The organism is Gemmatimonadota bacterium, assembly GCA_016720805.1.
GTDB lineage: Bacteria > Gemmatimonadota > Gemmatimonadetes > Gemmatimonadales > GWC2-71-9 > Palsa-1233.
Map to the genome: position 1 here is coordinate 822,649 of JADKJZ010000014.1, position 25,320 is coordinate 847,968.

Here is a 25,320-nt window from a genome sequence, read left to right on the forward strand (position 1 = left end):
CGTCCTCTTCCGGATGGTGTGATGCCCGATCTCGTGATCTGCTCCATTGCCCTGACACTCACCGCCTTGGGCCTGGGTGCCATCAGGCTCGCCCGGCGGCTCGGATGAGCGCCGCCCTCGTCGTCGGCGCCGTCGCCGCCGCCGCGCTGGCGGCGTATCTGGTCGTCGCCCTCCTCAAGCCGGAGTGGTTCCAATGACCCCCAATGGGTGGTTACAGGTCGGCCTCTTTGCCGTGCTGGTCATCGGCGGTGGTGCCCTCCTCGGTGGGCACCTGGCGAAGGTGCTCGACGGGTCGCGCACCATGCTCTCCCGGCTGCTCGACCCGGTGGAGCGCGCCCTCCTCCGCCTCGCCGGCACCGATCGGGATGACGAGATGACCTGGCAGCGCTATGCGACCGCGCTGGTCGTCTTTTCGGCGCTCGGTTTCGCCGTGGTCTACCTGCTGCAGCGGTTCCAAGGTGGGTTGCCGCTGAATCCCGGCGGACAGGGGGCGGTCGATCCCGACCTCGCCTTCAATACGGCGTGGTCGTTCGTCAGCAATACCAACTGGCAGGCGTATGGTGGTGAGGTCACCCTCTCGCACCTCACGCAGATGCTCGGCCTCACGGTGCAGAATTTCGTGTCGGCGGCCTCGGGCATCGCGGTGCTCGCCGCGTTGACCCGCGGCTTCGTACGGCGTGAGGCCGCGACGATCGGCAATTTCTGGGTCGACCTGACTCGCGTGACGCTCCATCTCCTGCTGCCACTCGCCACGTTGGTGGCGCTGCTGCTCGCGTCACAGGGCGTGGTCCAGACGCTCGCTGGCCGGGTGACGGTCACGCCGATCGAGAACGCCGCTGCGGCGACGCAGGTGATCCCGGTCGGCCCGGCCGCCTCACAAGTCGCGATCAAGCAACTCGGCACCAACGGCGGCGGCTTCTTCAACGTGAACTCCGCCCATCCGCTCGAGAATCCGACGCCGTTCAGCAACCTGATTCAACTGGTGTCGATCCTGCTGATCCCGGCGGCCTGCGTCTTCGCCTTTGGCAAGCTCCTGGGCGACAGGCGGCAGGGATGGGCGCTGCTCGCCGCCATGTCGATCCTCTTGGCGGGTGCGTTGGCCATCACCTGGCCCGCCGAGCAGGCGGGGACGCCGGCGTTGGCATCGGCCGGCGCCCAGCTCGCCCCGTCGGAGGTGACACCGGGCGGCAACATGGAGGGGAAGGAGGTCCGTTTCGGGATCACCAACTCGGCGCTGTGGGCGGTCACGACCACCGCGGCCTCGAATGGCTCCGTGAACGCCATGCACGACTCCTTCACGCCGCTGGGCGGGATGGCGCCGATGATCCTGATGCAGCTCGGCGAAGTGGTCTTCGGCGGGGTGGGATCGGGCCTGTACGGCATGCTGCTCTTTGCCCTGGTGGCGGTCTTCGTCTCGGGGCTGATGGTCGGTCGGACGCCGGAGTACCTCGGCAAGAAGATCGAGGCCTTCGAGATGAAGATGGCAATGGTCGGCATCCTGGTCCCGTGCCTGATGGTTCTCGTGGGGACGGCGCTGGCGGTGGCGACGGCACCCGGTCGAGCAGGGATCTTCAACCCCGGAGCCCACGGCTTCAGCGAAGTGCTCTACGCGCTCTCCTCGGCGGCGAACAACAACGGGTCTGCCTTCGGTGGCCTTGGCGCTGATGCGCCCTTCTACAACGTGATGCTGGGCATCGCGATGTTCGCGGGCCGGTTCTTCATCGCGATTCCGGTGTTGGCACTCGCCGGCGCGCTGGCTGCCAAGAAATTGGTACCGCCGTCGTCTGGCACCTTGCCGACCCACACGCCGCTCTTTGTCGGATTGCTGGTGGGCACGGTACTGCTGGTTGGGGCACTGACGTTCGTCCCCGCCCTGGCACTTGGGCCGATCGTCGAACAGCTGCAGCTGGTTGCAGCAGGAGCGGCACGATGAGCGCCCAGGATACGAAGGCCTCGCTCTTTGATCCCGCGCTGGTCCGGACTGCGCTGCTCGATGCCGTGCGCAAGCTGCATCCGCGGCACCAAGCCAGAAACCCGGTGATGTTCACGGTCTGGGTCGGATCGCTCTTTGTCAGCGGGTTGGGGGTGCTGGCGCTGGTCGGCCACGCCGATGCCCCCGCCGGCTTCATCGTGACCATCGCGGCGTGGCTCTGGTTCACGCTGCTCTTTGCCAACTTCGCCGAGGCGATGGCGGAGGGGCGGGGACGTGCCCAGGCGGCCTCGCTGCGGCGGACCCGCTCGGAAACCTTGGCGCGGGTGCTGCCCGACCCGACCGATCGCTTCACGCTCGTCGCCAAGTCGGCGGGCGAGTTGCGCCGGGGTGACGTCGTCATCGTCGCGGCAGGCGAACTGATCCCGGGCGATGGCGAGGTGATTGAGGGTGTCGCCTCCGTGGACGAGAGCGCCGTGACCGGCGAAAGCGCGCCTGTCATCCGCGAATCGGGCGGCGATCGCAGTGCCGTCACCAGCGGAACGACGGTGCTCTCCGATTGGCTCATCATCCGCATCAGCGTCGACCCGGGCGAGTCGTTCCTCGACCGGATGATCGGCCTGATCGAGGCTGCGAAGCGGCAGAAGACGCCGAACGAGATTGCGCTCGACATCCTCCTCGCGGCGCTGACGCTTGTCTTCCTGGTCGTCACGGTCACGCTGCGGCCGTACTCCGCCTTCGCCGTGGCGGGTGCCGGGGCCGGCTCCGTGGTGTCGCTGACCGTACTGGTCGCCCTGCTCGTCTGCCTCATTCCGACGACGATCGGCGGCCTCCTCTCGGCCATCGGGATCGCCGGGATGGATCGGATGCTCCGCAAGAATGTCGTGGCGCGCTCGGGCCGCGCCGTCGAGGCGGCCGGTGATGTCGACGTGCTCCTGCTCGACAAGACCGGGACGATCACCCTCGGCAATCGTCAGGCGACGGCGTTCATGCCGGCACCGGGCGTCACGGAACAGGAACTCGCGCTGGCCGCGGCACTCGCGTCGGGCAGTGACGAAACGCCCGAGGGGCGGAGCATCGTGGCGCTGGCGGGCGGAGCCTGGCCCCTGCCCGCGGTGGGCGCCGGCGCAGTGGCGGTGCCGTTCTCCGCGATGACGCGGATGAGCGGCGTCGATGTCGACGGCCGCATACTGCGGAAGGGCGCGAGCGACGCGATCACCCGCCACGTGCAGCAGGGCGGTGGCGCGATGCCGCCGGCTGTGCTTGCCACGATCGAGGAGATTGCGCGGGCGGGAGGCACGCCGCTCGTCGTCTCCGAGGGCTCCCGCGTGCTCGGCGTGGTGCGCCTGAAGGACATCGTGAAGGGTGGCATGCGGGAACGCTTCGACGAGCTGCGCCGCATGGGGATCCGGACGGTGATGATCACCGGCGACAATCCGCTGACGGCGGCCGCCATCGCCGCCGAGGCCGGCGTCGATGATTTCCTGGCCGAAGCGACGCCGGAAGCGAAGCTGGCGCTGATCCGCGAGTACCAGCAGGGCGGGCGACTGGTCGCGATGACTGGCGACGGCACCAACGACGCGCCGGCGCTGGCCCAGGCCGACGTGGCGCTCGCGATGCAGTCGGGGACGCAGGCCGCTCGCGAGGCCGGCAACCTGATTGACCTCGACAGCAATCCCACCAAGCTGATCGAAGTCGTCGAGACCGGAAAGCAGATGCTGATGACGCGCGGCGCCTTGACGACATTCTCACTGGCCAACGACGTGGCGAAGTACTTCGCCATCATTCCGGCGGCCTTTGCCACCACGTATCCGGTGCTCAACACGCTGAACGTGATGCATCTCGGATCACCGACCAGCGCGGTGCTCTCCGCCGTGATCTTCAATGCACTCATCATCGTCGCGCTCATTCCGCTCGCGCTGCGCGGCGTGGCCTACCGCGCGCTCGGCGCGGCGGCGCTCCTCCGGCGCAATCTGCTGGTGTACGGTCTCGGCGGCATCGTGGCACCGTTCGTCGGGATCAAGCTGATCGACATGGCGCTGACCGCGCTGGGGGTCTCATGACCGACCATACTCTGCGGCACGAGCTGCGTCCCGCGCTCGTGTTGCTCGCCGCCTTCACCCTGCTGACTGGGGTCGTGTATCCCCTGGCGGTGACCGGAGCCGCCGCGGCACTCTTTCCGCGGGAGGCGGGCGGATCCGTGGTCATGCGCGGCGGCACGGCCGTCGGGTCGGCGCTGATCGGGCAGGACTTCCAGGGACCAATGTGGTTCCATGGGCGCCCGTCGGCCGCGGCCGATGGCCCCTATCAACCCCGCCTCTCGGCCGGCTCCAATCTCGGCCCCATCAACCCGGCACTCCTCGATTCGGTGCGAGCACGTGCGGCGGCGTTGCGAGCCGAAGGCGGCGCCACGGCGGAATTGCCGGTCGACCTCCTGACCGCGAGTGGCAGCGGCCTCGACCCGCACATCACCCCCGCGGCGGCCAGGTGGCAGGAGGCGCGCGTGGCCGCTGCCCGCGGGCTCCTTCCCGCGACGGTGCACGCGCTCGTCACGGCGCACATCGAAGCGCGCCAGTTCGGCCTCCTCGGCGAGCCGCGCGTCAACGTGCTGCAGCTCAATCTCGCGCTCGATTCACTCCGAGGCACCCCATGATCCGGCCGTTCCGCTTCCTCGCCACGATCGCTGTGGCCCTCCCCGCGGCAGCGCAGACCCCGCAGCCCATCGTGCGCGTCGGCGGATTCGCCGATGCGTACTACGTCTGGGACCTTGGGCGCCCGGCGCTGCGCGACCGTGCCTTCACCACGCAGGCGGTGCGGCACGATGAGTTCAACATCAACCTCGCGCACATCGAGGCGACGCTGTCGGCCGAGCGCGTGCGTGGCCGTCTGGCCCTGCAGGCCGGCACCGCCGTGCAGGCCAACTACGCTGGCGAACCGGCCATCGGCGCCAACAGTGGCCCCTCGCTCTCCCGGTCCATCCAGGAGGCGGTCGTCGGGGTGCGCGTGCGCCCCGGTCTCTGGGTCGACGGCGGCGTCTTCTTCTCGCACATCGGGCAGGAGAGCTGGATCTCGCGCGACAACCCGACCTACACCCGCTCCTTCACGGCCGAGTACACGCCGTACTACAGCAGTGGGGTGAAGGTGACCTGGGCTGCGAGCCCGAAGATCACCGCGCAACTGCATCTGCTCAACGGCTGGCAGAACATCTCCGAGAACAACGAGCGCAAGGCCGTCGGCGCGCGCATTGACTGGACACCGCGCACGGGGGTCTCCGTGGGGTGGGCCGGTTTCCGGGGTGATGAACAGCCTGAAGGGAGCGCCCGGCGCATCCGGGACTTTCATCAACTCGTGGCACGCCTCGAACCGCGAAGCGACCTCACGCTCTGGCTGACCGCCGACCGGGGCTGGGAACGACCGGAGACGGGGCCCACCGCCACGTGGGGCAGCCTCACCGCGATCGCCGAACGGCGACTGTCGCCGACGCTTTCCCTCGCAGCGCGCGTCGAGCGCTATGTGGACCGCGATGGTGTGCTCATTCCGGTCCCCGATCCGGAGGGTTTTGCGGTCACCTCGGCGTCGCTCGGGCTCAATCTCCGACTGCCGGAGGGGGTCCAGTGGCGGACCGAGGCGCGCGGTTACTGGAGCGATGCCTCGGTGTGGCCGGATCGGCTGGGTAGCCGGCGAAGCACCGCCGCGCTGGTGACGTCGCTTTCGCTGACCTTGTCGGCATCGCCATGATCTCGCGTTAGCTTGTGGGGATGAGCGACCCGGCCCGTCCCGATCCGGATGCGTTGCTCGCCCGCGTGCAGCAGGACGTGGCGCGCGCGGGGCGCGGGCGCCTGAAGATCTTCCTGGGCGCCTCCCCCGGCGTCGGGAAGACCTTCGCGATGCTCGAGGCCGCGCAGGCCGCCCACGCGGCCGGCATCGACGTGGTGGTCGGCGTGGTCGAGACGCATGGTCGGCGCGAGACGGCGGAACGGCTCGAAGGGCTGGAGCAGTTGCCTCGACATCCGGTAGCCCACCGCGGCGTCGTGCTGGAGGAGTTCGACCTCGACGGCGCGATCGCCCGCCGCCCGGCCATCCTGTTGCTCGACGAACTCGCCCACACCAATGCCCCCGGCTCGCGCCACGCCAAGCGATGGCAGGATGTGCGAGAGGTGCTGGCCGCGGGCATCGACGTGCACACCACGCTGAACATCCAGCACATCGAGAGTCTCAACGACATCGTGGCGCAGATCACCGGCGTCACCGTGCGCGAGACGGTCCCCGACTCGCTCCTCGACGATGCCGCGGAGCTGGAGCTCGTCGATGTCTCCCCCGACGTGTTGCAGGCGCGGCTTCGTGAAGGGAAGGTATATCTCCCCACGCAGGCAGAGCGGGCGCTCGACCGCTTCTTCACCCGCGGCAACCTGATCGCCCTGCGTGAGCTGGCGTTGCGTCAGACTGCCGATCGGATGGACGCCGAGATGCGCGACTGGCGAAGCGTCGCCGGCATCCAGGGACCGTGGGCGGCCGGGGAGCGAGTGTTGGTGGCGGTCGCGCCGACGGCGAGGCACCGCGGCTGGTCCGCGCGGGGTGGAGACTGGCAGCGGCACTGCGGGCCGAATGCGTGGTGCTCCACGTGGAGACCGCGGAGGTGCGGCACAGCGCGCCGGCGCTCCGCGAATCCGTGCAGGAAGCGATGCGGCTCGCCCAGGAGCTGGGTGCGCGCGTCGTGACGGTGGCCGCCGACGATGTCGGCACCGAATTGCTGGCGTGGGCGCGCCGCGAGAACGTGACGCGGATCGTGGTGGGACGCTCGCGGCGCAGCAGCTGGCGGCAGCGGCTCCGACGCTCGCCGGTCGACCGCCTGCTGAGCGGGCACGACGGCCTCGATGTGCACGTGCTTGCGCCGCGTGGGCCGAGCGCGAGGTCTCGCCGTCGGCTGTCGAGCCGAGTGGGCAACCTTCCACCTGGCGCGACCACGCGCTGGCGGTGAGCTGGGTGGGCGGCGCGGCGTTGCTTGGTCTCGCCCTGCGAGGCCTGCTCTCGACGACGGACATCGCCATGCTCTTCCTGCTCGCCATCGCGATGGCGGGGGTGAAGGCACCGCGCGCGGCCGGCATCGTCGCCGCGGTGGTCGGCATCGGCCTCTTCGACCTCCTCTTCGTCCCGCCGTACGGCACCTTTGCCGTGTCCGATGCCGCCTACCTGCTCACCTTCCTCGTGATGCTCGGCATCGCACTCGCGATGACCCAGGTGATGGGGCGGCATTCAGGAACGGGCCGACGCGGCACGCGCGCGGGAGCGACGCACCGCCGCCCTGCTCGAACTGGCCCAGGAACTTGCGCTGGCAGGGACGGAACAGGTCGTGGGCGCGGCGGTGCAGCGCCGGCTGGCGGACTCGATCGGGGCGGAGGCCACCGTGCTGATCGGCGACCGCGACGGTGCATTGCAGGCCTTGGTGGCGAGCGGCATTCCGCTCGATGACCGGGAACTGGCCGTCGCGCGCTGGGCCGTGAATCGTCGCGAGCCCGCCGGCCTCGGCACCGCGACGCTGCCGACCGCTGCGGCCCGGTGGGTGCCGCTGGTGGTCGGCGACCAGACCATCGGGGCGATGGGAATCCGCATGCTGGATGGCGACCCGCTCCGGGCGCCGGAGCGCCGGATCTTTCTCGAAGCGGTCGCGGGACAGGTCGCGGTGGCGCTGGAGCGATTACGCCTGGCGGATCGTACCCAGCGTGACCGCGTGGAGATCGAGGCCGAGCGACTGCGCACGGCGCTGCTCTCGTCGCTCTCGCATGACCTGCGCACGCCGCTGGCCGCCGTCGAAGGGGCCGCCACCACCCTGTTGCGGGAGTCGATGGTCACCGATCAGGTGATGCGGCACGACCTCCTCGAGACCGTGCGCGACGAGGCACGCCGGATGGGGCGCCTCGTCACCAACCTGCTCGAGATGGTGCGAGTCGAGTCGGGGTCGTTGCAGGTGCAACACGAATGGCAATCGGTGGAGGAAATCGTCGGCGTCGCCCTGATGCGTTGCGAGCCACTGCTCGGCGCGCTCGTCGTCACGACGAATGTGCCGGACGACCTCCCGCTGCTGCGCGTCGACGGGCTGCTGCTCGAACAGGTGTTCGTGAACCTGCTGGAGAACGCGGCCCGGTACGCGGCGACGGGCGGCGAGGTGCGCATCACCGCGCGGACGGTCGGTCGCGACATCGAGATCGTCGTGGAGGATCGAGGGCCGGGGGTGCCGGCCGGCGAAGAAGAGGCGATCTTCGAGAAGTTCGCCCGGGGCGGCAATGCGGCCGGCGGGGGCGTCGGCCTCGGGCTCGCCATCTGCCGAGGGATCGTGATGGCGCACGGCGGGCGAATTCACGCCGAGCGTCGCGAGGGCGGAGGATTGCGCATGGTGATCACCCTGCCATTGCCGGATGAGCAACCCGCCATGCCGCCGGAAGCGCTCGAATGACCGCGCCGATCACCATCGTGCTGATCGAGGACGAATCGCCGATGCGCCGCTTCCTGCGCGCCGCCTTCGGCACGCAATCGATGACGCTCATCGAGGCGCCCACGGCGCGCGAGGGGCTGGCCCAGGTCGCCGGCCGTCGCCCCGACCTGGTGCTGCTCGACCTCGGATTGCCGGACATGGATGGGCTCGACGTGGTGCGCCGGATTCGCGAATGGAGCAGCGTGCCCATCATCGTCCTCTCGGCCCGCGGTCGAGAAGACGACAAGGTCGCGGCGCTCGATGCCGGCGCGGATGACTACCTCACCAAGCCGTTCGGGGTGGACGAGTTGCTCGCGCGCATCCGCGTGGCGCTGCGGCACGCGGTGCAGCAGGCCTCACCGGAGCCGGTGGTCACTGTCGGCCCGTTGCGGATCGACTTCGGTGCGCACACGGTGCACCGCGACGGGGCCGAACTGCGCTTGACGCCGACCGAGTACCGATTGTTGGCCGTCCTGGCCCAGCACGCCGGAAAGGTGATCACCCATCGCCAACTGCTCCGCGAGGTGTGGGGTCTCCACACCGAGGACCAGATCCATTATCTCCGGGTCTACGCCGCGCAGCTGCGGCGCAAGCTCGAGCTCGACCCCTCCCGCCCCCGCTGGCTCGTGACGGAACCCGGCGTCGGCTATCGCCTCCGCGCCGAGTAGGGCGAGGAAACATCCACCCCGGCGGTGCCGTATCACCGGCATCACTCACCTTGGAGCCCCGCATGACCAGTCGCCTCGCCCTTGCTGCTCTCCTGATCCTCGCCGTGCCCGGTTCCGCCAGCGCCCAGCAACCAGCGGCGGCCGGCGGTGCGCACGACTCCGTCATGGCCGTGGTCAAGGGCCTCTTTGACGGGATGCGGACGCGCGACACCGCCCTGATGCGCCGCAGCTTCGCCCCCGGGACGGTGCTGGGTGGCGTGCCTGCGGCAGGCAAGCCGGCGGAGTTCATGGCCGTCGACGCGTTCATCGGGTCGATCGCCAAGGCGCCTCCCGCGATGCTGCTCGACGAGCGGCTCTACGACCCGGAGGTGCGGATCGACGGGGGACTGGCGACGGTCTGGACCTTTTACGCCTTCTTCGTGGGCGACCGGCTGTCGCATTGCGGCGTCGACGCCTTCCAGCTCGCCCGGACCAGCGACGGCTGGAAGATCATCGCCCTGGCGGACACCCGGCAGCAGACCGGCTGCGACGTGACGGGGAAGCGTCGGGCGTAGCGCGCCGGGCGATGTTACCTTTTCGGCGTTCCCACTTTCCATTGAGGAGTCCCGATGTCCGACGCCCCCCTCGCCTCGATCGCTCCAGCGCGCGCGGCCCAGGAGCTGGCCAAGCTCTCCGCCGCCCACAAGAGCGGTGAGCTGAAGGCCGACGAATACGAACACCGCTTCTCGCGCATGATCCAGGAATTGCGGGATCGCCAGATTTCCGGGACGCGTGCCGAGATCATGGCCGCCCTCGAGCCGCTCCGTCTCGACGGGACCGTGACGCCGAGTGAGTGGCACCGCTTCGTGTCGCAGCTCGGACTCGCCTGAGCAGGAGCTCCGCATGGCTGTCGTGACGCGCCGCCAGACTCGCACCGTGCGGGTTGGCGGCGTTCCCGTGGGATCGGCGCACCCGATCGTGGTGCAGTCGATGACCAACACCGATACCGCCGACATCCCGGCCACCATCCATCAGGTGGCCGCACTCGCGCGTGCCGGCAGTGAACTCGTGCGCGTGACGGTGAACAACGAGGAGGCCGCCGCCGCGGTGCCGCACATCGTCGCCGGCCTCGCCAAGGTTGGCATCACGGTGCCGATCGTCGGCGACTTCCACTACAACGGCCACCTCCTGCTCACCAAGTATCCCGAGTGCGCCCGCGCCCTCGCGAAGTACCGGATCAATCCGGGCAACGTCGGCGGCAAGCGTCACGACGAGCACTTCCGCGCGATCGTCGAGGTGGCGATCGCGAACGAGAAGCCGGTGCGCATCGGCGTCAACTGGGGCTCGCTCGACCAGGCGCTGCTCACCACCATGATGGACGCCAACGCGCTGCTGCCCGCGCCGCGCGACGCGCGCGACGTGATGATGGATGCGATGGTCGAGTCGGCCATCCGCTCGGCGACGTTCGCCGAGGAGATCGGGCTCCCCAGCGATCGCATCATCCTCTCCGCCAAGGTCTCCGGCGTGCAGGATCTGGTCGATGTCTACCGGATGCTCGCCGAGCGCGGGCCGTACCCGCTCCACCTCGGGCTGACCGAGGCGGGGATGGGCGTCAAAGGAGTCGTCGCGTCGGCGGCCGGGCTGTCCATCCTGCTGCAAGAGGGGATCGGCGACACCATCCGCGTCTCGCTTACGCCGCAGCCGGGTGGCGACCGCGCCGAGGAGGTGCGGGTCGCCCAGCAGATTCTCCAGTCGCTGGAAATCCGCCACTTCACGCCCCAGGTCACCTCCTGCCCGGGCTGTGGCCGGACCACCTCGACCTTTTTCCAGGAGATGGCCCAGGAGATCCAGGGCTACCTGCGGGAGCAGATGCCGATCTGGCGTTCGCAGTACCCCGGGGTGGAAGAGATGAAGGTCGCCGTCATGGGGTGCGTCGTGAATGGTCCGGGCGAATCGAAGCATGCCGATCTGGGCATCTCGCTGCCGGGGACCTTCGAAGAGCCCGTGGCGCCGGTCTTTCAGGACGGCCGTCTGGTCACCACCCTCCGGGGTGACGGAATCGTGAAGGAATTCCTCGGAATGCTGGATGCCTACGTGGCCCGCCGCTGGGGCGGCTGAATTGGCCCCCCTCTTGCGGGCGGGGCCTCTCTCCCTGATACTACAGCCTAGCACATTTCCGATCACCCACCCGCGAGGTCGATTTCTGATGCGTTCCTATGTTCGGTATGCTGCGGTTGCCTGTGCCGCGTCGATGCTCGTCCTGGCCGGTTGCGCCAGCGAGCCGGCCACGCCGGCGTCGCCCAACCTCGCCGAAGGGTCGCTCACCTACGCCATCACGCCGGCGCAGCTCCAGTGGACGCGCGTTCCGAACGGCCCGATGCCGACGGATTCGCTCATCACGCTGATCAGCGGCCTCATCGCGGTGGGTGGCTACCCGCAGTTCGGCGCCATCCAGTACAGCGGCGGGCCGTCGGCCGGTCAGCCGAACTCCGGTGCCGGCGCCTACGGCGACTGGCTCGACATGAGCAAGACGCCGAACCTCTCGCGCTCGCCGCTCGGCTGGCGCTTCGTCTTCAAGCTGAAGCCGAATGCCGCGAACTTCCCGATCGGCCGCTACGTCGCGACCATCCCGGTGACGGTCGGTGGCGCCAGCAACAACCCGCAGAGCATTGTGGTGGTCTTCAACCACTGCGACAACTGCCTCTACGTCGGCGACATGGCAATCGGAGCTGACGGCGCCGGTGACGGCACCTGGAATCGCGGCCCTAGCGCCCTGAACGAGGGCGGCAGCTACTACTACGAAGACTGGCGTGTCTTCGTCCCGCCCTACCGCGCCCCGATGTCCATCACGGACATCGGGGCGCGGTGCGTTCCGGGGTCGTGTAGATTCCAGCCGTGTTTGATCCCGCGCTCGCCGACTCGCTCCAACAACGCCCGCTGGTCGCGATTCCGCTGCTCTTTGCGGCGGGACTCGCGACCTCGCTCACGCCGTGCATCTATCCGATGATCCCGATCACCGCCGGGATCCTCGGCGGCGCCGGTGCCGCCGGCCGCTCACGGCGTCGCACCCTGCAGCTCACGCTCGTCTACGTGCTCGGACTGGCGTTGGTCTATGCCTCGCTCGGGCTCGTCGCGGGGATGACCGGGACGCTCTTCGGCACGATCTCCGCGAATCGATGGGCCTATTTTGCGTTCGGGAACCTGCTCCTGCTCGCCGCGCTGGCGATGCTCGATGTCATCTCCCTGGCGGCCCCGCAACGCCTCGTCGCGTGGGCGGCACGCCTCGGCGGCGACTCGGTGCTCGGCGCCTTCCTCCTCGGCGCCACCTCCGGCCTGGTCGCCGCGCCGTGCGGCGCCCCGGCGTTCGCCGCCGTGCTGACCTGGGTCGCCGCCAGCCAGAGTGCCGTGTGGGGATTCGTCTACCTGTTCGTCTTCTCGCTCGGGATGACGGCGGTGTTGATCATCGTCGGACTCTCGGCAGGGTCCTTGGCCGCGTTGCCGCGCGCCGGACAATGGATGGTGGTGGTGAAGCGCGTCGCCGCCGTGGTGATGCTGGCCATGGCCGAGTACTACTTCGTTCGGATGGGGATGGTCTGGTGATGCCACGATTCACGCAGTGCAGTTGGTTGGGACTCCTGCTCCTCGGTGCAGCGCCGGGCATGCTCCCGGCGCAGGCCCCGGTGGGGACGCGTGCGCCCGTCGTCGAAGTCACCGATCTCGACGGAACCCTGGTGAAGCTGCCCGCCGGTCGACCGGCGTTGATCGAGTTCTGGGCCACCTGGTGCGAGGTCTGCGAGCAGCTCTTCCCGCGAGTGGTGGCCGCGAAGAAGGCCTACGGCGATCGCGTCGATTTCTACGGCGTGAATGTCACCGTCAACGAATCGAAGTCGCGCGTCAAGCGCTGGGTCACCGAGCACGCCCCGCCGTTTCGCGTGCTCTACGACGAGCGCGGCCTGGCCGTGCGCGCCTATGGTGCCCCCGCGACGTCGTACGTGGTGATTGTCGATGCCAAGGGCGTCGTCCGCTACACCGGCAGCGGTGGCACGCAGGCGCTGTCGGCGGAGCTCGCCAAGGTGGTCGCACCATGAGCCGGTTGCTCGGGATCGGCGCCCTGCTGCTGACCCTCGCACTGCCGGCCGCGGCGCAGGACGGCGACCAGCCGGTCCGGTTGCGGCTGTTGCTCGACGACGCGCCGAGCGTTGGGCGGAAGGCGCCGGCCATCGTCCTCCCCTATGCCACGCGGAGCGGTGTCGGGCCAGCCGACCAACCGTTCACGCTGGCCCGCGAGATCGGACGCGTGGTGGTGCTGGTGTTCTATCCGGGCAACTTCACCGCGGCCTCGACCGCCGAGTGGCAGGCGCTGCGGGAGCGGTCGGCCACGCTTGCCCCGGAGGGTGTCGTGCTGGTCGGGATCTCAACCGATTCCCTGGTCTCGCACGTACGATTCGCATCCGACCTCGATTTGCCCTTCAAGTTGCTCAGCGACGCGGATCGCGCCATCATCCAGCGGTACGGTGTTGCGGATGGCCCGCGCGCCCGGCGCGCCGTGGTGGTGGTGGGGGCGGACGGTACCGTGCGCTACCTTGATCCAGCTTTTGCGGTGCTCGATCCCGAGAGCTACGTCCACCTCGCCGCCGCAATCCGGGCGGCCAAGGAGAACCGATGATCCGACGGACCCTGCTGGCGGTCGTGCTGCTGCTCCTGCCGGCCGTGGTGCACGCCCAGGTGGCGGGCGAGGCCAGCGCATCGAAGTGGTTGCTGGAGGATGCGCGCGGGAGCTTCTGCGTCTGGTACCTCGCCGATCCCGCCATCGCGCCGAAGCTGGCGCCCAAGGGAACGACCTTGACGCCGGCGGGAACGGGCGCCGGCCTCCCGCCGGCGGTCGTTCGGGTCATCCGCGACGAGCCCCAGTTCGCCAGCTGGATCCCGGCGGTCATCTGCGTCGGCCGCTATGGGGCGGTCACGGTGGACGGGGAGACGGCGGGGCGGGCGCGGGACGACCGCAGCATCCTGCTGATGACCCATGCCATCGCCGCCGCCGCGCCGCGAGGGCAGAGCGGCGCCGTCTACCATCTGCTGGAGCTCTCGACCGACAACGGGAACGTCGCCCGGATGGCTGAAGCGGCCGGGATCCGGATCGAACGGCGGGAACTGGACATCGTGCCGGCTCGTGAGGGGCGGGACGACGTGCTGACGATCCAGGTGGAGAAGGCGAAGTTGATCTGGAGCGGGCATGCGACGGGCGAATCCCGTGTCGAAGCGACACAGCCGATGTCATTCGGACTCGCTGGAATGCGGACCAGCAACTGGCGGCTGGACGCCTCCTTCGCGCCGGACACCAGCCGGTTGGTGGTCGGGCAGCTCCGGGTGGAAGGGAAGGATGACCTCGCAAAGGCGCTCAAAGCCTCACCAATCCGCTGGGTAGGGCCGATACTGGCGGGCGGCCGAGGCGAATGGCTGTTCACCCGGGGCGGTGGTCGCTAGGCCTGGTCATTTTGAGCACGGAGCTTGCAATAGCGGCCCTCGGCATCGTGCGTCCGGCTCCGGCAATACCATGGAGATCGGGACTCGACGCCGGGGGTCGAGTGGTTACAAGTGAATACGGGGCAAGCAGTTGACCCCGGTTCCAGGGCTCGATACCTTTGCAGTGCTGGCCCGGATCCTTCCGTTCGCGCATGGCGTGTCGGATGGATGGCGGTGTCGGAGTGACGCAGGTCTCGGGGTCTGCGTCGTGAGCAACGCTCGTCACCCCGACGACGCCCGTGCGATGGATGCTCGGGCCACGCAGTCGAGTCATGCAGGACCATTGTTCCGAATTGCAGCACAGCAGGACCCATAACAATCCTCAGGGGGAGTAATGCACAAGTTTATGCGCAACTGTCTGACGGCTTCCGTCCTTGCCATCGGCCTCGCGGCCTGCGGCGATGACGTGACCGTCACGCAGCCGCCGGCGCCGCCGGCTGTGCCGAACATCACGTCGTTCTCGGTGGCTCCGGCCGCCGTGACGCTGGTGCCCGGCCAGACCGTCCAGACGTCGTACAATCTGCAGCTTGCGCCGAGCCTTACGGGCACGGTCGCGTACGTCTCGTCGGCGACCACGGTCGCGACGATCAGCGGCAGCGGCTTGATCACCGCCGTCGCCCCGGGTTCGACGGTCATCACCGCGACGGCGACGTCGGGTGGCCAGACCTCGGTCGCGACGATCGGTGTCACGGTCAACCCGGTGAGCCCGGCCTCGATCTCGATCGCGTCGGTCACGCAGGGCCTGTTGACCCTCCCGGTCAACCTGTCGAACGTGAACGGCCAGATTGAAATCAACCTCAACTTCAACCCGGGTGGCCAGCTGATCGACTCTGTCGTCAGCTACATCGGGACGAAGCGCGCGGCGGTTCAGTCGTTCTCGCCGAACGCCATTCCGGCGGCCGGCGTCATTTCGATGTCGGTGAACACGGCGAACTTCCGGAAGAACTTCAACCAGGCTGGCGTTGCCACCACGGGCGCGACCCAGGTTGACTTCCTGAACGGGCCGACGACGATCAACGCGATCGTGTACCCGAAGGCGACCACCGGCCAGTCGGCTGGTAACTGCACGAACGCCCCTCCGGGCGTTCCGGCGGTCTGCTCGTCCAACACGTTCAGCATCATCATGAACAACATGGACAGCTGGGCTGCTGACATGACCAAGCCGACGGCGACGGCGACGTCTGCCGCGTTGTTGACGTACTGGGGCGGCCCGACCGCTGCCGGCAACGTCTCGGCGACGCTGTACCCGGTTGTCTACACCCCGGGCCGTTCGGTCACCAACGTGACCTGGACGATCGGCGGCTGCTCGACGATCAACCAGACCGCCTTGCCGTTCACCCGGACCTTCGGCTACACCGCGGCTCCGGCCTCGGCCGGCACGGCCTGCGGCTATGAGTGGACCGGTGGCATCCGCGACAACGTCCTCGTTGCCGCCGCCATCGACAACGGTGCCAACCCGTACGCGTTCGCGGGCCTGATTCCGAACACGGTCGTCTTCAACTCGACCCCGGACTCGATCCGCCTCGACTACGTGGCGCCGTCGGTGAACACCCCGAGCATCACCCGCACTGCTCCGGCCGTCACCGGCTGGGTCAACGCGGCGTTCAACTTCGTCAACTTCTCGTCGTCTGACGCAGGCGTTGGCATTCGTGCGACCCGCGATCGCGCGGTCACCTACAGTGTCGTCAACTGCCCCGCCGCTGGCGCGCAGAACGTCGCGATGGGCACCGGCACGGGCGCGGACATTCCGGAATGCGCCACCAACTTCATCGGTGGCACCCCGGGTCTTGCTGGCACTGCCCCGTACACGGCGGCCGGCACTGAGTCGGACCGCTTGGGCAACATCGGCACCTCCACGCCGACCTCCACCTTCGGCGTTGACAAGACCGTCCCGTCGATCCGTTGGGGCCTTGGCCGATCTGACCGTCCCGGCTTACACCTCGGTTGGCTACGCGGACACGATCTTCCGCGCGTCGAAGCCGGTGACCAGGGCACCCACCCGATGACGTCCGCGTGGAGTACCTCGACGACCGCGCCGGCTTCTTCAATGCCGGCCCGTCGGGCGGCACGATGGCCGCGCAGCGTCATGCGCTGCCGTACGCCGGCCACGCCAACCCCGCTGGCGCCTGCGTCGTTGGCAGTTGGCGCCGCTCGGCGCGACGTTCGTCACGGCGCCGACCTGCACCGGTGACCCCGATCACCGCTGGCGGCTTCCTGCGCGTCGACGGTTGGCAGGGTGGCCAGTCGGTCAACATGCCCGCGGGTGAAGGCTACTACGGCTACGCTTCCAGCGTCATCGACGCCGCCGGTAACACCACGGCCCCGCTCTTCCGCAAGCTGCTCGTCAACACGGTCTCGCCGTTCTCGACCGGCCTGGGCATCCCGGGCACTGTCACGGCCGCCGGCTTCAACATCGCCCCGACGTTCGCCGACTCTGCCGAAATCATCGCGGCGTCGTTGCAGCTCGAGTACCCGAACCTCCTCGGGGTTGGCGCTGGTGGGACGCTTGACTCGGTCCGCTACACCCGCGTCTCGGTTGGCACGAAGTTCGACGACGTCATCACGTCGCCGTTCGTCGGCCTGCTGAACCCGACCACCGGCGCGCCGTACGTCCGCTCACATGAAGCCGTGAACGCCAACGTCTTCCCGGCCGAACAACGTCCAGGTTGCCCGGACGACGAAGCCGATCGACGGTTGCCGCGTGGTCGTGGAACTTGGGCTCCACCCTCTCCGGTGGTCCGCTCCCGGGCCGTTCGTTGACGATCCCGCTCCCGGCGCTCAACGTCCAGGACGGCATCACGTTCAACACGTTCAACACTGGCAACGTCACGAACTCGCTGCAGCACTTCCGCGTGATTCCGACCGTTGCCACGTCGAACCAGTTCGGCTCGATCGTCCCGCTTCGTGCGCAGGCGGTTTCGCCGACCAACACGCCGAACTCTCCGTTCGTCCGTGTGGACTTCTGGCTGTTGCTTCGACCAACGTTGTCGCCGCGGTTGGCGTCACGGCTGCCGGCGACGGCATCGTGGCTGGCGTGACGATCACCCCGTAATCAGCCTCGGCTGATTGCAGGAACGCTGGAAACGGACGGCCCCGCGAAAGCGGGGTCGTTCGATTTCAGCGAACAGCGATGATGGATGATGGATGATGGATGATGGATGATGGATGATGGTGCGTTTTGGGGGACTCCGCCTCGTTCGGGCGGCGTCCCCCATTTCGCGTCCAGCGGTCATTGTGTGGGATGTCATCGTATCGAGATCTGTTGGCCTGGCAGCTGGCTCGTGAGAACGCGCTGGAGATCTATCGGTATGCTGATCGGTGTTGGTCGCCGCAACGAGCAGCGCCGCTCGACCAGTTACGTCGGGCGGCGCTGTCGGTGCAATTGAACATTGCGGAAGGTCAGGCCTCGGGCCCCGGGCCTCGTTGCCGATTCCACCTCCGAGTGGCTCATGCGTCTGCGGTGGAGACGCACGACCTGTCTGTGCTTCCTGCCGGATCTCGGGGCGGATCTTGGCCCTCAGATGCTCATCGCTCGGTGAGGGTCCAACAGCTCACGTATCGACTGTGGAAGTCAAGCTGAGTATGGCCGAGCCATCATCCATCATCCATCATCCATCATCCCTTCGTCTTCCCCATCGCCGCGTTCGTCAAGACCTTGCCAAGCTCCACGCCCGGTTGATCGAACGGATCGACCCGGTACCAAATGCCGGCGTAGCCCGTCGCCAACTGGAAGAACATCACCAAGCGGCCGAACGCCCGCGTATCCACAGCGTCCACCTCGAGGGTGGCACTCATCCGACCCTGCGTTCGGAGTGCCTCCCGGGTCGCGAGGAACTCCTCGTCGAGCAGCTTCCCAATGTCTGCCCGCGCAGATACCCGACCGCCTCCTCGAAGCGCCGGCGCCATCGATCATCGATGATCGATCATCGATCATCACCCCGCCGGGATCCTCAGCAGTCTCGCGGATCTCCAACAACAAATGTGATCGTCTTGTCGAACGGCCCCTCCATGAACAGCTGCACCTGCGAGTGCTGGTCCGTGGCGCCGACGGCGCCGATCGGGGTCGGCCCGCGGAAGACCTCGGCGCCGCTCCGGTCGAGACGCTTGCCGAGGCTCTCCGCCCAGAGCTGCCGGTACCACTCGGCAAACTCCCTGAGGCGGTCGGAATACGGCATCAGGACGTGGACATTGGCGGCCCGGCTCGTCTGCGCCTGCCACTGGAGCGCGGCCCAGCGAGCGGCCGGGTTGGTGGCCAGGTCGTCCGACTCCGCCTCGTCCACCGCGTCCTGGGCGCCCGCGAGGAGCTCGGTGAGGTCGATGCCGAGGAGCGCGGCGGGGACGAGCCCCACGGCGGTGAGCACCGAGAAGCGGCCACCGACCGCCGGTGGGACCTCGAACGACGTCAGCCCCTCCTCCCGCACCAGCGCACGGAGCGGTCCCTTCTCGGGGTCGGTGGTGACGACGATGTGGTCCTTGGCGGCCGTGCCGAGCGCCCGGTCCAACCACTCGCGGACGATCAGGTACTGCGCCAGCGTCTCCGCGGTGCCGCCCGACTTGGAGATCACGTTGACCAGGGTCTTCCGCGGGTCGAGTCGGTCCAGCGCGCCGAGCACGGTGTACGGGTCGACGTTGTCGAGCACGGTGAGCGTCGGCCAGCCGTCACGCCCATCCGGCCCCCACTCATTCCAGGCCGCCGGCTTGAGCGCGCTCAGCATCGCCTTGGCACCGAGCGCCGAGCCGCCGATGCCGAGGATCAGCAGGTGCGCGTAGCGGCCACGCCGCTCGGCCGCCCAACTCTCGATGGCCGCCGCCACCTCCGCCTGCCGCCCGAGCCCCAGGAAGCCGTACTCGCCGGCGGCGCGCCGCTGGCGCACCTCGGCCTGGACCGCCGGGAAACGGGCCGCCAGCGTCGCGGCCACGGCCGGGTCGAGGCCATGCACACCGTCGAGGGCGTCGCGGAACATCAATGACGTATCTAGGCGCATTCGGGGGACTCGGTTGGATGATGGACAATGGATGATTGATGATGGATGATGGGAAATGAACCATGGATCGTCCGAGATGGACTGGGCCTACGCATCCATCATCTATCATCCATCATCCATCATCCTCTTCAGATCTCAATCACCTGACCATCATACCCCGGCGCGATCCCCTTCGGGAGCCGCTCGAGCAGCTCCTGATGGCCCGTCTCGTGGGTCAGGTGCGTCAGCAGCGTCTGCTCGGCGCCGATATCCTGGGCGACCTCGATCGCATCGTCGATCGAGAGGTGCGTCGGGTGCTCGCGCCACCAGAGCGCGTTCAGCACCAGGACCCGGACCCCGCGCAGCAGCGCCCTGGCCTCGGGCGGGACGCGCTTCACATCGGTCAGATAGGCCACCGGACCGACCCGGTAGCCGTAGACCTCGGCGTGCCCGTGCTCGAAGGCGATCGGGCGCACCTCCACGCCCGCGATGGTGATCGGCGCGTCGGCACCGATCGGTTCAACCGTCAGCCGAGGCTTCGAGGTGCCGTCCAGCGGCACCACCGCATCGTCGAAGATGTAGCGGAAGGTCCGTCGCAGGTAACCTGCCGTCGCGGGCGGAGCATAGAGGGGGATGGGGTGTCGTTGGAGCAGGGAAAAGGAGCGCAGGTCGTCGATGCCGTTGACATGGTCGGCATGCTCATGGGTGTACAGGACCGCGTCGAGATGGCCCGTCCCGGCCTGCAGGAGCTGCAAGCGGAGTTCGGGCGGGGTGTCGATCAGGATGTTCGTGCCGGCGACCTCCAGCAGGGCGCTGGTGCGGCTGCGGCGATCGCGGGGATCGCCGGAGCGGCAGACTGCGCAGTGGCAGCCGATCTGGGGGACCCCCATCGAGGTCCCCGTCCCGAGCAGGGTCAGGCGCATCGCGCTAGACAGTCTCGACCTTGAGCAGGTTGGTGGTGCCCGGGACGTCGAACGGGACGCCACAGGTCACCACGACGCGGGACCCTGCCTGCGCCAGCCCGCGGGCGAGCAGTTCGGCACGGGCGGCCTGCCACATCGGATCGTAGTTCTTCAGGTGGCTCATCATCGACGGGACCACGCCCCAGACCAGGCCGAGCTGGTGGTAGGTCTCCGCCTCGGCGGTCAGGGCGAGGATTGGGACCTTCGGGCGGTACGACGAGACCGTTCGCGCCGTGAAGCCGCTGGAGGTAAAGCAGACGATCGCCGCGGCCTGCAGCAGGTCCGAGGCGGCGGCCACGGCGACGGCAATCGCATCCTCGGTCGGCATCAGTCCGTCATCGGTCCGGCCCACGTGCGGGGCAGGGAGGGCCCAGCGACGACGCTCGCCCTCGGGCGGCCGATGCCGTTGCGCCTCGACCTCGCGCGCAATCCGGTCCATCGCCAGTACCGCCTCGAGTCCATAGCTGCCGACCGCTGTTTCGGCGGAGAGCATCACGGCGTCGGTGCCGTCGATGATGGCGTTGGCCACGTCCGACGCCTCGGCGCGGGTCGGCCGGGGGTTGTTGACCATCGACTCCAGCATCTGGGTCGCGGTGATCACCGGCTTGCCGTGACGATTGGCGCGCTGGATGATCCGCTTCTGGACCAGCGGGACCTGCTCGAACGGCAGCTCGACGCCGAGGTCGCCGCGGGCGACCATGACGCCGTCCGAGGCCTCGAGGATGCTGTTCAGATTGTTGACCGCGGTGTCCTTCTCGATCTTGGCGATCAGCCGGGTCGACTTCGGGATGATGGCGCGGAGTTCCTGGACGTCCTCGGGGCGGCGCACGAATGAGACGCCGATGTACTCGATGCCGAGGGCGACGGCGTGGAGGGCATCCTGACGGTCGTGCTCGGTGACAGCCGGGGCGGAGACATCGACCCCAGGGAGGTTCATCCCCTTGTTGGCTTTCAGGAGGCCACCGTACTGCACCCGCCCGACCACCCGGTCTCCGTGCACCCGCGTCACGTCGACGGCGAGGAGGCCGTCGTCGAGGAGGATCCGCGAACCGATGGTCACATCGCCGGCCAGCTCGGGGTAGGTCGTCGGAATCTCGTCTTCCTGCGCCACGGCCTCGGGGGCGAACGTGACCATCTGCCCCGGGGTCAGCGTGAGCGGTTCCGCCAGCTTCCCGACCCGAATCCGGGGGCCGTGCAGGTCCATCAGGATGCCGATCGGGGTATTGCGTTCGGCACGAACCGCCTGGACCCGGCGAATCCACTCCTCGCGGATGGCCGGGGTGCCGTGCGAGGCATTGATCCGGACAATGTTCACCCCGGCATCGAAGAGGGCGTGCATCCGTTCCACCGAGTCCCAGGCCGGACCGAGGGTGGCAACGATCTTGGTGCGACGAATGGCGGAATCGGTGAACATCGGGGCGGGGAACTCCAGTAGGGGCCGAGACAGCGAAGCGTGGCAAGATAGCCGTTTCCGCCGGTACCCGACACCCATTGATGGAGTTTCTCCTGCAACAACCGCACATCGTGCGTGGATTGTGGAAAAGCCGTTTTCCACAGGGATGGGGACCGCAAATGGCGTGGCAATCACAGTCCCCTGTGAGCGGCTGCCCACTTCGACACAGCCGATCCCCAACGTCATCGTCGTGACCAAATCGTCAAAAATCGATTCCACACATCTGTGGATTGGAAAACTTTCCCACAGTGGATTCTGGGGAGAACCATCGGGCCACCCACGTAAGTGCTGTGCTGGCAATCGCCTCCGCGCCATGGTTCTTTTCCACTTGGCGCGGAAATCGTAACTCCATGTTCAACAATGGATTCACAGACGAAATTGATGTGGAAACTCAGGAGTGAAACGTCGTTCTCATCCGCCGAATCCATCCCCCGAGCGATGAGGTAAGCCGATGATTATGCGTGAGTTTGCCCCGCCAACGGTCGCACCATAGATTGCCTGCTCCCGATCTTTCATCTCTGGAGCGAACGTCATGGGGCTGGACCTGGCAGCGGCAGCGGCAGTGTTTGGTGGTGCGGTGACGGTGACCGGCGGGCGTGTGGATATCTCGAATCCGGCATCGCTCCAGTCCGAAGCGATGGACCAGTTGGTTTGGGCGGCCGTCTTCGGAGATGGCGCGGCGAAGGAGTCGGCGCGCGCCCTCCTCTGGGAACTTGGCCAGGCGACCGGTGCCCGCCCCGCCTCCATCCACGACCTCTACATCGCCCGTGGTCGTGGGGAGTGCAGCGGCTTCACGGTGCCCGCGATCAACATCCGCATGCTCTGCTACGACACCGCCCGGGCCGTCTTCCGTGCCGCGAAGGCGTGTGACGGCGCCGCCATCCTGATCGAGATCGCCCGCTCCGAAATTGCCTACACCGACCAGCGTCCGGCGGAGTACGTCGCGGTCGTCATCGCGGCCGCGCTCCGCGAGGGGTACCACCATCCCCTCTTCATCCAGGGCGACCACTGTCAGGTCAACGCCACGAAGTACAACGCCAACGCCGAGGTCGAGGTCGAGGAGGTCAAGAAGCTGATCGGCGAGGAGATCGCCGCCGGCTTTTTCAACATCGACGTCGATACCTCGACGCTGGTGGACCTCTCCTTCCCGACCCTCGAGGAGCAGCAGCGGACCAACTTCGAGCGCGCCGCGGAGATCACCAAGTTCATCCGCGACCACGAGCCGAAGGGGATCACCATCTCGGTCGGCGCGGAGATCGGCGAGGTCGGCCACAAGAACTCGACGGTCGAGGAGCTGCACGCCTTCATGAAGGGGTACAACCGCACCCTCAAGGCGCTCGGTGACTACGAGGGGATCGCCAAGATCTCGGTCCAGACCGGCACCTCGCACGGCGGCGTCGTCCTGCCGGATGGCAGCATTGCCGAGGTCAAGCTCGACATCGACGCCCTGCAGGCGCTGTCGAAGGCGGCCCGTGAGGATTACGGCATGGGCGGGGCGGTCCAGCACGGCGCCTCCACCCTCCCGGGTAACGCGTTTGGCAACTTCCCCCGGGTCGAGACCGCCGAGATTCACCTGGCCACGAACTTCCAGACGATCGTCTGGGATCACCCGGCCCTGCCGACCGAGCTGCGTGAGCGGGCCTATCGGTGGCTCGACGAGAACGCCCTGTCAGAGAAGAAGAGCGGCGATTCGGCCGAGCAGTTCTATTACAAGGCGCGGAAGCGGGCGATCGGGCCGTTCAAGCAGGAGATGTGGTCGTTGCCGGCGGCGATTCGTCAGCAGATCAGTGCGGACCTCGAGAAGACCTTTGCCTTCCTTTTCGAGCAGCTGCACGTGACCGGGACGGCCGATCTGGTCCGTCGCTTCGTCGCCGCCCCCGCGCTCGCGCATGGGGCGCTTACCCACTCCGGGGCCCTCGCTGAGGATGACCCCGACGCTGGCGAATGAGCCGGCGGGAGGCCTGTGATGCGGAACGATGATCGCGACGTGACCTACGTCGAACAGGACGGCGGCTCGACCGCCAAGTGGTTCCTCCTCGGTGCCCTCGTCGGCGCCGGCCTTGGCCTCCTCTTCGCTCCGCAGTCGGGTGAGCGGACGCGGCGGGACATCACCCGGCGGGCCAACAAGCTCCGCCGCGACGCCGAGGACCGTTTCGAAGAGGTCGTCGACGAAGTGGAGACGCGTGGCCGCAAGGCGAAGGAGCGCGTCGAGGAATGGGCGGAGGATGTGGCCGACGAAGTGCGCGAGGGTCGGCGCACCATCGAGCGGACCGCCAACTCGGCACGCGATGAGTTGGAGCGCCGTCTGGCCGATGCCCGGGCCCGTCGCCGGGCCGCGGTGGATGCCGTGGTCGGCGATGACGGCGGCACCGCCTGACGGTGCGTGACACCGAGCCGGCGCCACTGCTCGAAAGCCCGCCCACCAGCGGGCTTTCTGCCGTTGCACCCCGGGGGACCTTCCTCGGCGAATTGCTGACGACGCTCGACCGCTCCAACATCCCGCTGCTCGCGTCGGCGCTGACCTTCGACGCCATCCTCGCGTTGATCCCGTTTTCCATACTGCTCGTTGCCGGACTCGGCCTGTTGCTGACGCGCACCGAGTATTTCGGGATGCTCGACCCGGGCGCCTTGATCGGCAACTTCCTGCCGGCGCACGAGCACCAGGCCGTGGGCGATCCGATGGCGCTGGTCGAGGGGATGCTGGTCAAGATCCGCGGCTTCCGCAGCACCTTCACCTGGGTGGCCGTGCCGGCGTTTCTCTGGTTCTCCACCCGGATGTTCGGCGCGGTGCGCGTCTGCCTCTCGAATGTGTTCCATGCGCAGGCCAAGACGATGCCGGGGAGCTACGTCATCTCCTACCTGATCGGGTACGCCGTCGGGAAGGGGCGGGACCTGGTGATGGTCCTCGTGGTGCTGGCCCTCGCGCTGGTGAATACGCTCCTGTCGGGAGCGATCTCGGTGCTCACCGGCGAAGGGATCTACCTCGAGCCGCCGTGGACCTTCTTCGTCAGTGGCCTCGGCGTCATCCTCGGCGAATTCGTCGCCATCGCCTCCGGTGTGGCGCTCTTCGTGGCGCTCTATCGCTACGCCTCGCCCAGGCGGCTCTCGTGGCGCGGCTCCCTCATCGCTGCCGCCGTCAGCACGGTCGGCTTCGAGCTCGCCAAGCGCCTCTTCGGGCTCTATCTGGGGCACGCGGCGCGGGGCGGACAGTTCGCCGTCGACGTCAACATCGGCGCGGCCACGCTGCTGATCCTGTGGATCTGGTACATGGCGCTGGTGTTCTTGCTGGGCGCGTCGGTGGCGCATGTGTGGGAAGGAAGACGATGATCGATGATCGATGATCGATCATCGCTTCCCCCCGTCCCACTCCAC

The 25,320-nt window shown here is 68.0% G+C and carries 29 protein-coding genes; 25 read left to right on the forward strand and 4 right to left on the reverse strand.

Translation table 11 applies throughout. The features are described from left to right. Positions 1–104: 104 nt before the first annotated feature. The 22 genes from kdpF (at position 105) to IPP98_14155 (ending at position 18,149) form a co-directional block, all read left to right on the forward strand. A complete protein-coding gene (kdpF, locus tag IPP98_14050; protein MBL0180221.1) occupies positions 105–197 on the forward strand; it encodes a K(+)-transporting ATPase subunit F in 93 nt (30 codons plus the stop codon). Then, positions 194–1,933, forward strand: coding sequence for a potassium-transporting ATPase subunit KdpA (gene kdpA / locus IPP98_14055; protein ID MBL0180222.1), 1,740 nt, complete (start codon positions 194–196; stop codon positions 1,931–1,933). Before kdpF ends, kdpA begins: the two co-directional genes overlap by 4 nt. Further along, positions 1,930–3,993: a potassium-transporting ATPase subunit KdpB gene (kdpB, locus tag IPP98_14060; protein ID MBL0180223.1), complete on the forward strand. Its 2,064-nt coding sequence runs from the start codon at positions 1,930–1,932 to the stop codon at positions 3,991–3,993. The genes kdpA and kdpB overlap by 4 nt, the downstream gene beginning before the upstream one ends. Next, the gene (kdpC, locus tag IPP98_14065; protein ID MBL0180224.1) at positions 3,990–4,583 is read left to right on the forward strand and encodes a potassium-transporting ATPase subunit KdpC; all 594 of its coding nucleotides are present in this window, start codon (positions 3,990–3,992) and stop codon (positions 4,581–4,583) included. Before kdpB ends, kdpC begins: the two co-directional genes overlap by 4 nt. Beyond that, on the forward strand, positions 4,580–5,668 hold the full coding sequence (locus IPP98_14070; protein ID MBL0180225.1) for a porin: 1,089 nt from the start codon (positions 4,580–4,582) through the stop codon (positions 5,666–5,668). The genes kdpC and IPP98_14070 overlap by 4 nt, the downstream gene beginning before the upstream one ends. A gap of 20 nt (positions 5,669–5,688) precedes the next feature. Then, positions 5,689–6,648: a hypothetical protein gene (locus IPP98_14075; protein ID MBL0180226.1), complete on the forward strand. Its 960-nt coding sequence runs from the start codon at positions 5,689–5,691 to the stop codon at positions 6,646–6,648. Continuing rightward, positions 6,612–6,908, forward strand: a complete 297-nt coding sequence (locus IPP98_14080) for a hypothetical protein (GenBank protein MBL0180227.1) — start codon at positions 6,612–6,614, stop codon at positions 6,906–6,908. Before IPP98_14075 ends, IPP98_14080 begins: the two co-directional genes overlap by 37 nt. Then, positions 6,905–7,399, forward strand: a complete 495-nt coding sequence (locus IPP98_14085) for a DUF4118 domain-containing protein (protein MBL0180228.1) — start codon at positions 6,905–6,907, stop codon at positions 7,397–7,399. Before IPP98_14080 ends, IPP98_14085 begins: the two co-directional genes overlap by 4 nt. After that, a complete protein-coding gene (locus IPP98_14090) occupies positions 7,293–8,381 on the forward strand; it encodes a GAF domain-containing protein (GenBank protein ID MBL0180229.1) in 1,089 nt (362 codons plus the stop codon). The genes IPP98_14085 and IPP98_14090 overlap by 107 nt, the downstream gene beginning before the upstream one ends. Positions 8,382–8,389: 8 nt before the next feature. Beyond that, positions 8,390–9,067: a response regulator gene (locus IPP98_14095; GenBank protein MBL0180230.1), complete on the forward strand. Its 678-nt coding sequence runs from the start codon at positions 8,390–8,392 to the stop codon at positions 9,065–9,067. 62 nt (positions 9,068–9,129) lie between these two features. Further along, positions 9,130–9,621: a nuclear transport factor 2 family protein gene (locus tag IPP98_14100; protein ID MBL0180231.1), complete on the forward strand. Its 492-nt coding sequence runs from the start codon at positions 9,130–9,132 to the stop codon at positions 9,619–9,621. Between the two features lie 54 nt (positions 9,622–9,675). Beyond that, the gene (locus tag IPP98_14105) at positions 9,676–9,936 is read left to right on the forward strand and encodes a hypothetical protein (protein ID MBL0180232.1); all 261 of its coding nucleotides are present in this window, start codon (positions 9,676–9,678) and stop codon (positions 9,934–9,936) included. Positions 9,937–9,949: 13 nt separating this feature from the next. Next, positions 9,950–11,164: a flavodoxin-dependent (E)-4-hydroxy-3-methylbut-2-enyl-diphosphate synthase gene (gene ispG / locus IPP98_14110; GenBank protein ID MBL0180233.1), complete on the forward strand. Its 1,215-nt coding sequence runs from the start codon at positions 9,950–9,952 to the stop codon at positions 11,162–11,164. A gap of 88 nt (positions 11,165–11,252) precedes the next feature. Further along, positions 11,253–12,053, forward strand: coding sequence for a hypothetical protein (locus tag IPP98_14115; protein MBL0180234.1), 801 nt, complete (start codon positions 11,253–11,255; stop codon positions 12,051–12,053). Further along, positions 11,942–12,646 carry a sulfite exporter TauE/SafE family protein gene (locus IPP98_14120; protein MBL0180235.1) on the forward strand — a complete coding sequence of 235 codons (705 nt, stop codon included), beginning with the start codon at positions 11,942–11,944 and terminating at the stop codon, positions 12,644–12,646. Before IPP98_14115 ends, IPP98_14120 begins: the two co-directional genes overlap by 112 nt. Further along, on the forward strand, positions 12,646–13,134 hold the full coding sequence (locus IPP98_14125; GenBank protein MBL0180236.1) for a TlpA family protein disulfide reductase: 489 nt from the start codon (positions 12,646–12,648) through the stop codon (positions 13,132–13,134). The genes IPP98_14120 and IPP98_14125 overlap by 1 nt, the downstream gene beginning before the upstream one ends. Further along, the gene (locus IPP98_14130) at positions 13,131–13,712 is read left to right on the forward strand and encodes a redoxin domain-containing protein (protein ID MBL0180237.1); all 582 of its coding nucleotides are present in this window, start codon (positions 13,131–13,133) and stop codon (positions 13,710–13,712) included. Before IPP98_14125 ends, IPP98_14130 begins: the two co-directional genes overlap by 4 nt. Then, on the forward strand, positions 13,709–14,530 hold the full coding sequence (locus IPP98_14135; protein ID MBL0180238.1) for a hypothetical protein: 822 nt from the start codon (positions 13,709–13,711) through the stop codon (positions 14,528–14,530). Before IPP98_14130 ends, IPP98_14135 begins: the two co-directional genes overlap by 4 nt. A gap of 385 nt (positions 14,531–14,915) precedes the next feature. Further along, a complete protein-coding gene (locus tag IPP98_14140; GenBank protein ID MBL0180239.1) occupies positions 14,916–16,760 on the forward strand; it encodes an Ig-like domain-containing protein in 1,845 nt (614 codons plus the stop codon). Then, the gene (locus tag IPP98_14145; GenBank protein MBL0180240.1) at positions 16,757–17,329 is read left to right on the forward strand and encodes a hypothetical protein; all 573 of its coding nucleotides are present in this window, start codon (positions 16,757–16,759) and stop codon (positions 17,327–17,329) included. The genes IPP98_14140 and IPP98_14145 overlap by 4 nt, the downstream gene beginning before the upstream one ends. Beyond that, complete coding sequence (locus IPP98_14150; protein ID MBL0180241.1) at positions 17,326–17,607, forward strand: hypothetical protein; 282 nt, start codon at positions 17,326–17,328, stop codon at positions 17,605–17,607. The genes IPP98_14145 and IPP98_14150 overlap by 4 nt, the downstream gene beginning before the upstream one ends. Positions 17,608–17,831: 224 nt before the next feature. Then, on the forward strand, positions 17,832–18,149 hold the full coding sequence (locus tag IPP98_14155) for a four helix bundle protein (protein MBL0180242.1): 318 nt from the start codon (positions 17,832–17,834) through the stop codon (positions 18,147–18,149). Between the two features lie 35 nt (positions 18,150–18,184). Here IPP98_14155 and IPP98_14160 read toward each other — a convergent pair whose 3' ends face one another. The 4 genes from IPP98_14160 to pyk form a co-directional block, all read right to left on the reverse strand. Beyond that, positions 18,185–18,475: a glucose-6-phosphate isomerase gene (locus IPP98_14160; protein ID MBL0180243.1), complete on the reverse strand. Its 291-nt coding sequence runs from the start codon at positions 18,473–18,475 to the stop codon at positions 18,185–18,187. A 44-nt stretch (positions 18,476–18,519) separates the two neighbouring features. Continuing rightward, complete coding sequence (locus tag IPP98_14165; protein ID MBL0180244.1) at positions 18,520–19,533, reverse strand: hypothetical protein; 1,014 nt, start codon at positions 19,531–19,533, stop codon at positions 18,520–18,522. Positions 19,534–19,682: 149 nt separating this feature from the next. Next, entirely contained in the window at positions 19,683–20,456 is a 774-nt protein-coding gene (locus tag IPP98_14170; GenBank protein MBL0180245.1) for an MBL fold metallo-hydrolase, read from the reverse strand. 4 nt (positions 20,457–20,460) lie between these two features. After that, positions 20,461–21,909, reverse strand: coding sequence for a pyruvate kinase (gene pyk, locus IPP98_14175; GenBank protein MBL0180246.1), 1,449 nt, complete (start codon positions 21,907–21,909; stop codon positions 20,461–20,463). Between the two features lie 571 nt (positions 21,910–22,480). On the opposite strand from pyk, the gene IPP98_14180 reads away from it, so the two are divergent. Genes IPP98_14180 through IPP98_14190 form a run of 3 tightly spaced genes read left to right on the forward strand, consistent with a single transcriptional unit; the run spans position 22,481 to position 25,275 of the window. Then, complete coding sequence (locus tag IPP98_14180; protein MBL0180247.1) at positions 22,481–23,896, forward strand: class II fructose-bisphosphate aldolase; 1,416 nt, start codon at positions 22,481–22,483, stop codon at positions 23,894–23,896. A gap of 18 nt (positions 23,897–23,914) precedes the next feature. Further along, a complete protein-coding gene (locus IPP98_14185; GenBank protein MBL0180248.1) occupies positions 23,915–24,325 on the forward strand; it encodes a YtxH domain-containing protein in 411 nt (136 codons plus the stop codon). Between the two features lie 2 nt (positions 24,326–24,327). Further along, entirely contained in the window at positions 24,328–25,275 is a 948-nt protein-coding gene (locus IPP98_14190) for a YihY/virulence factor BrkB family protein (protein ID MBL0180249.1), read from the forward strand. Positions 25,276–25,320 lie beyond the last annotated feature (45 nt).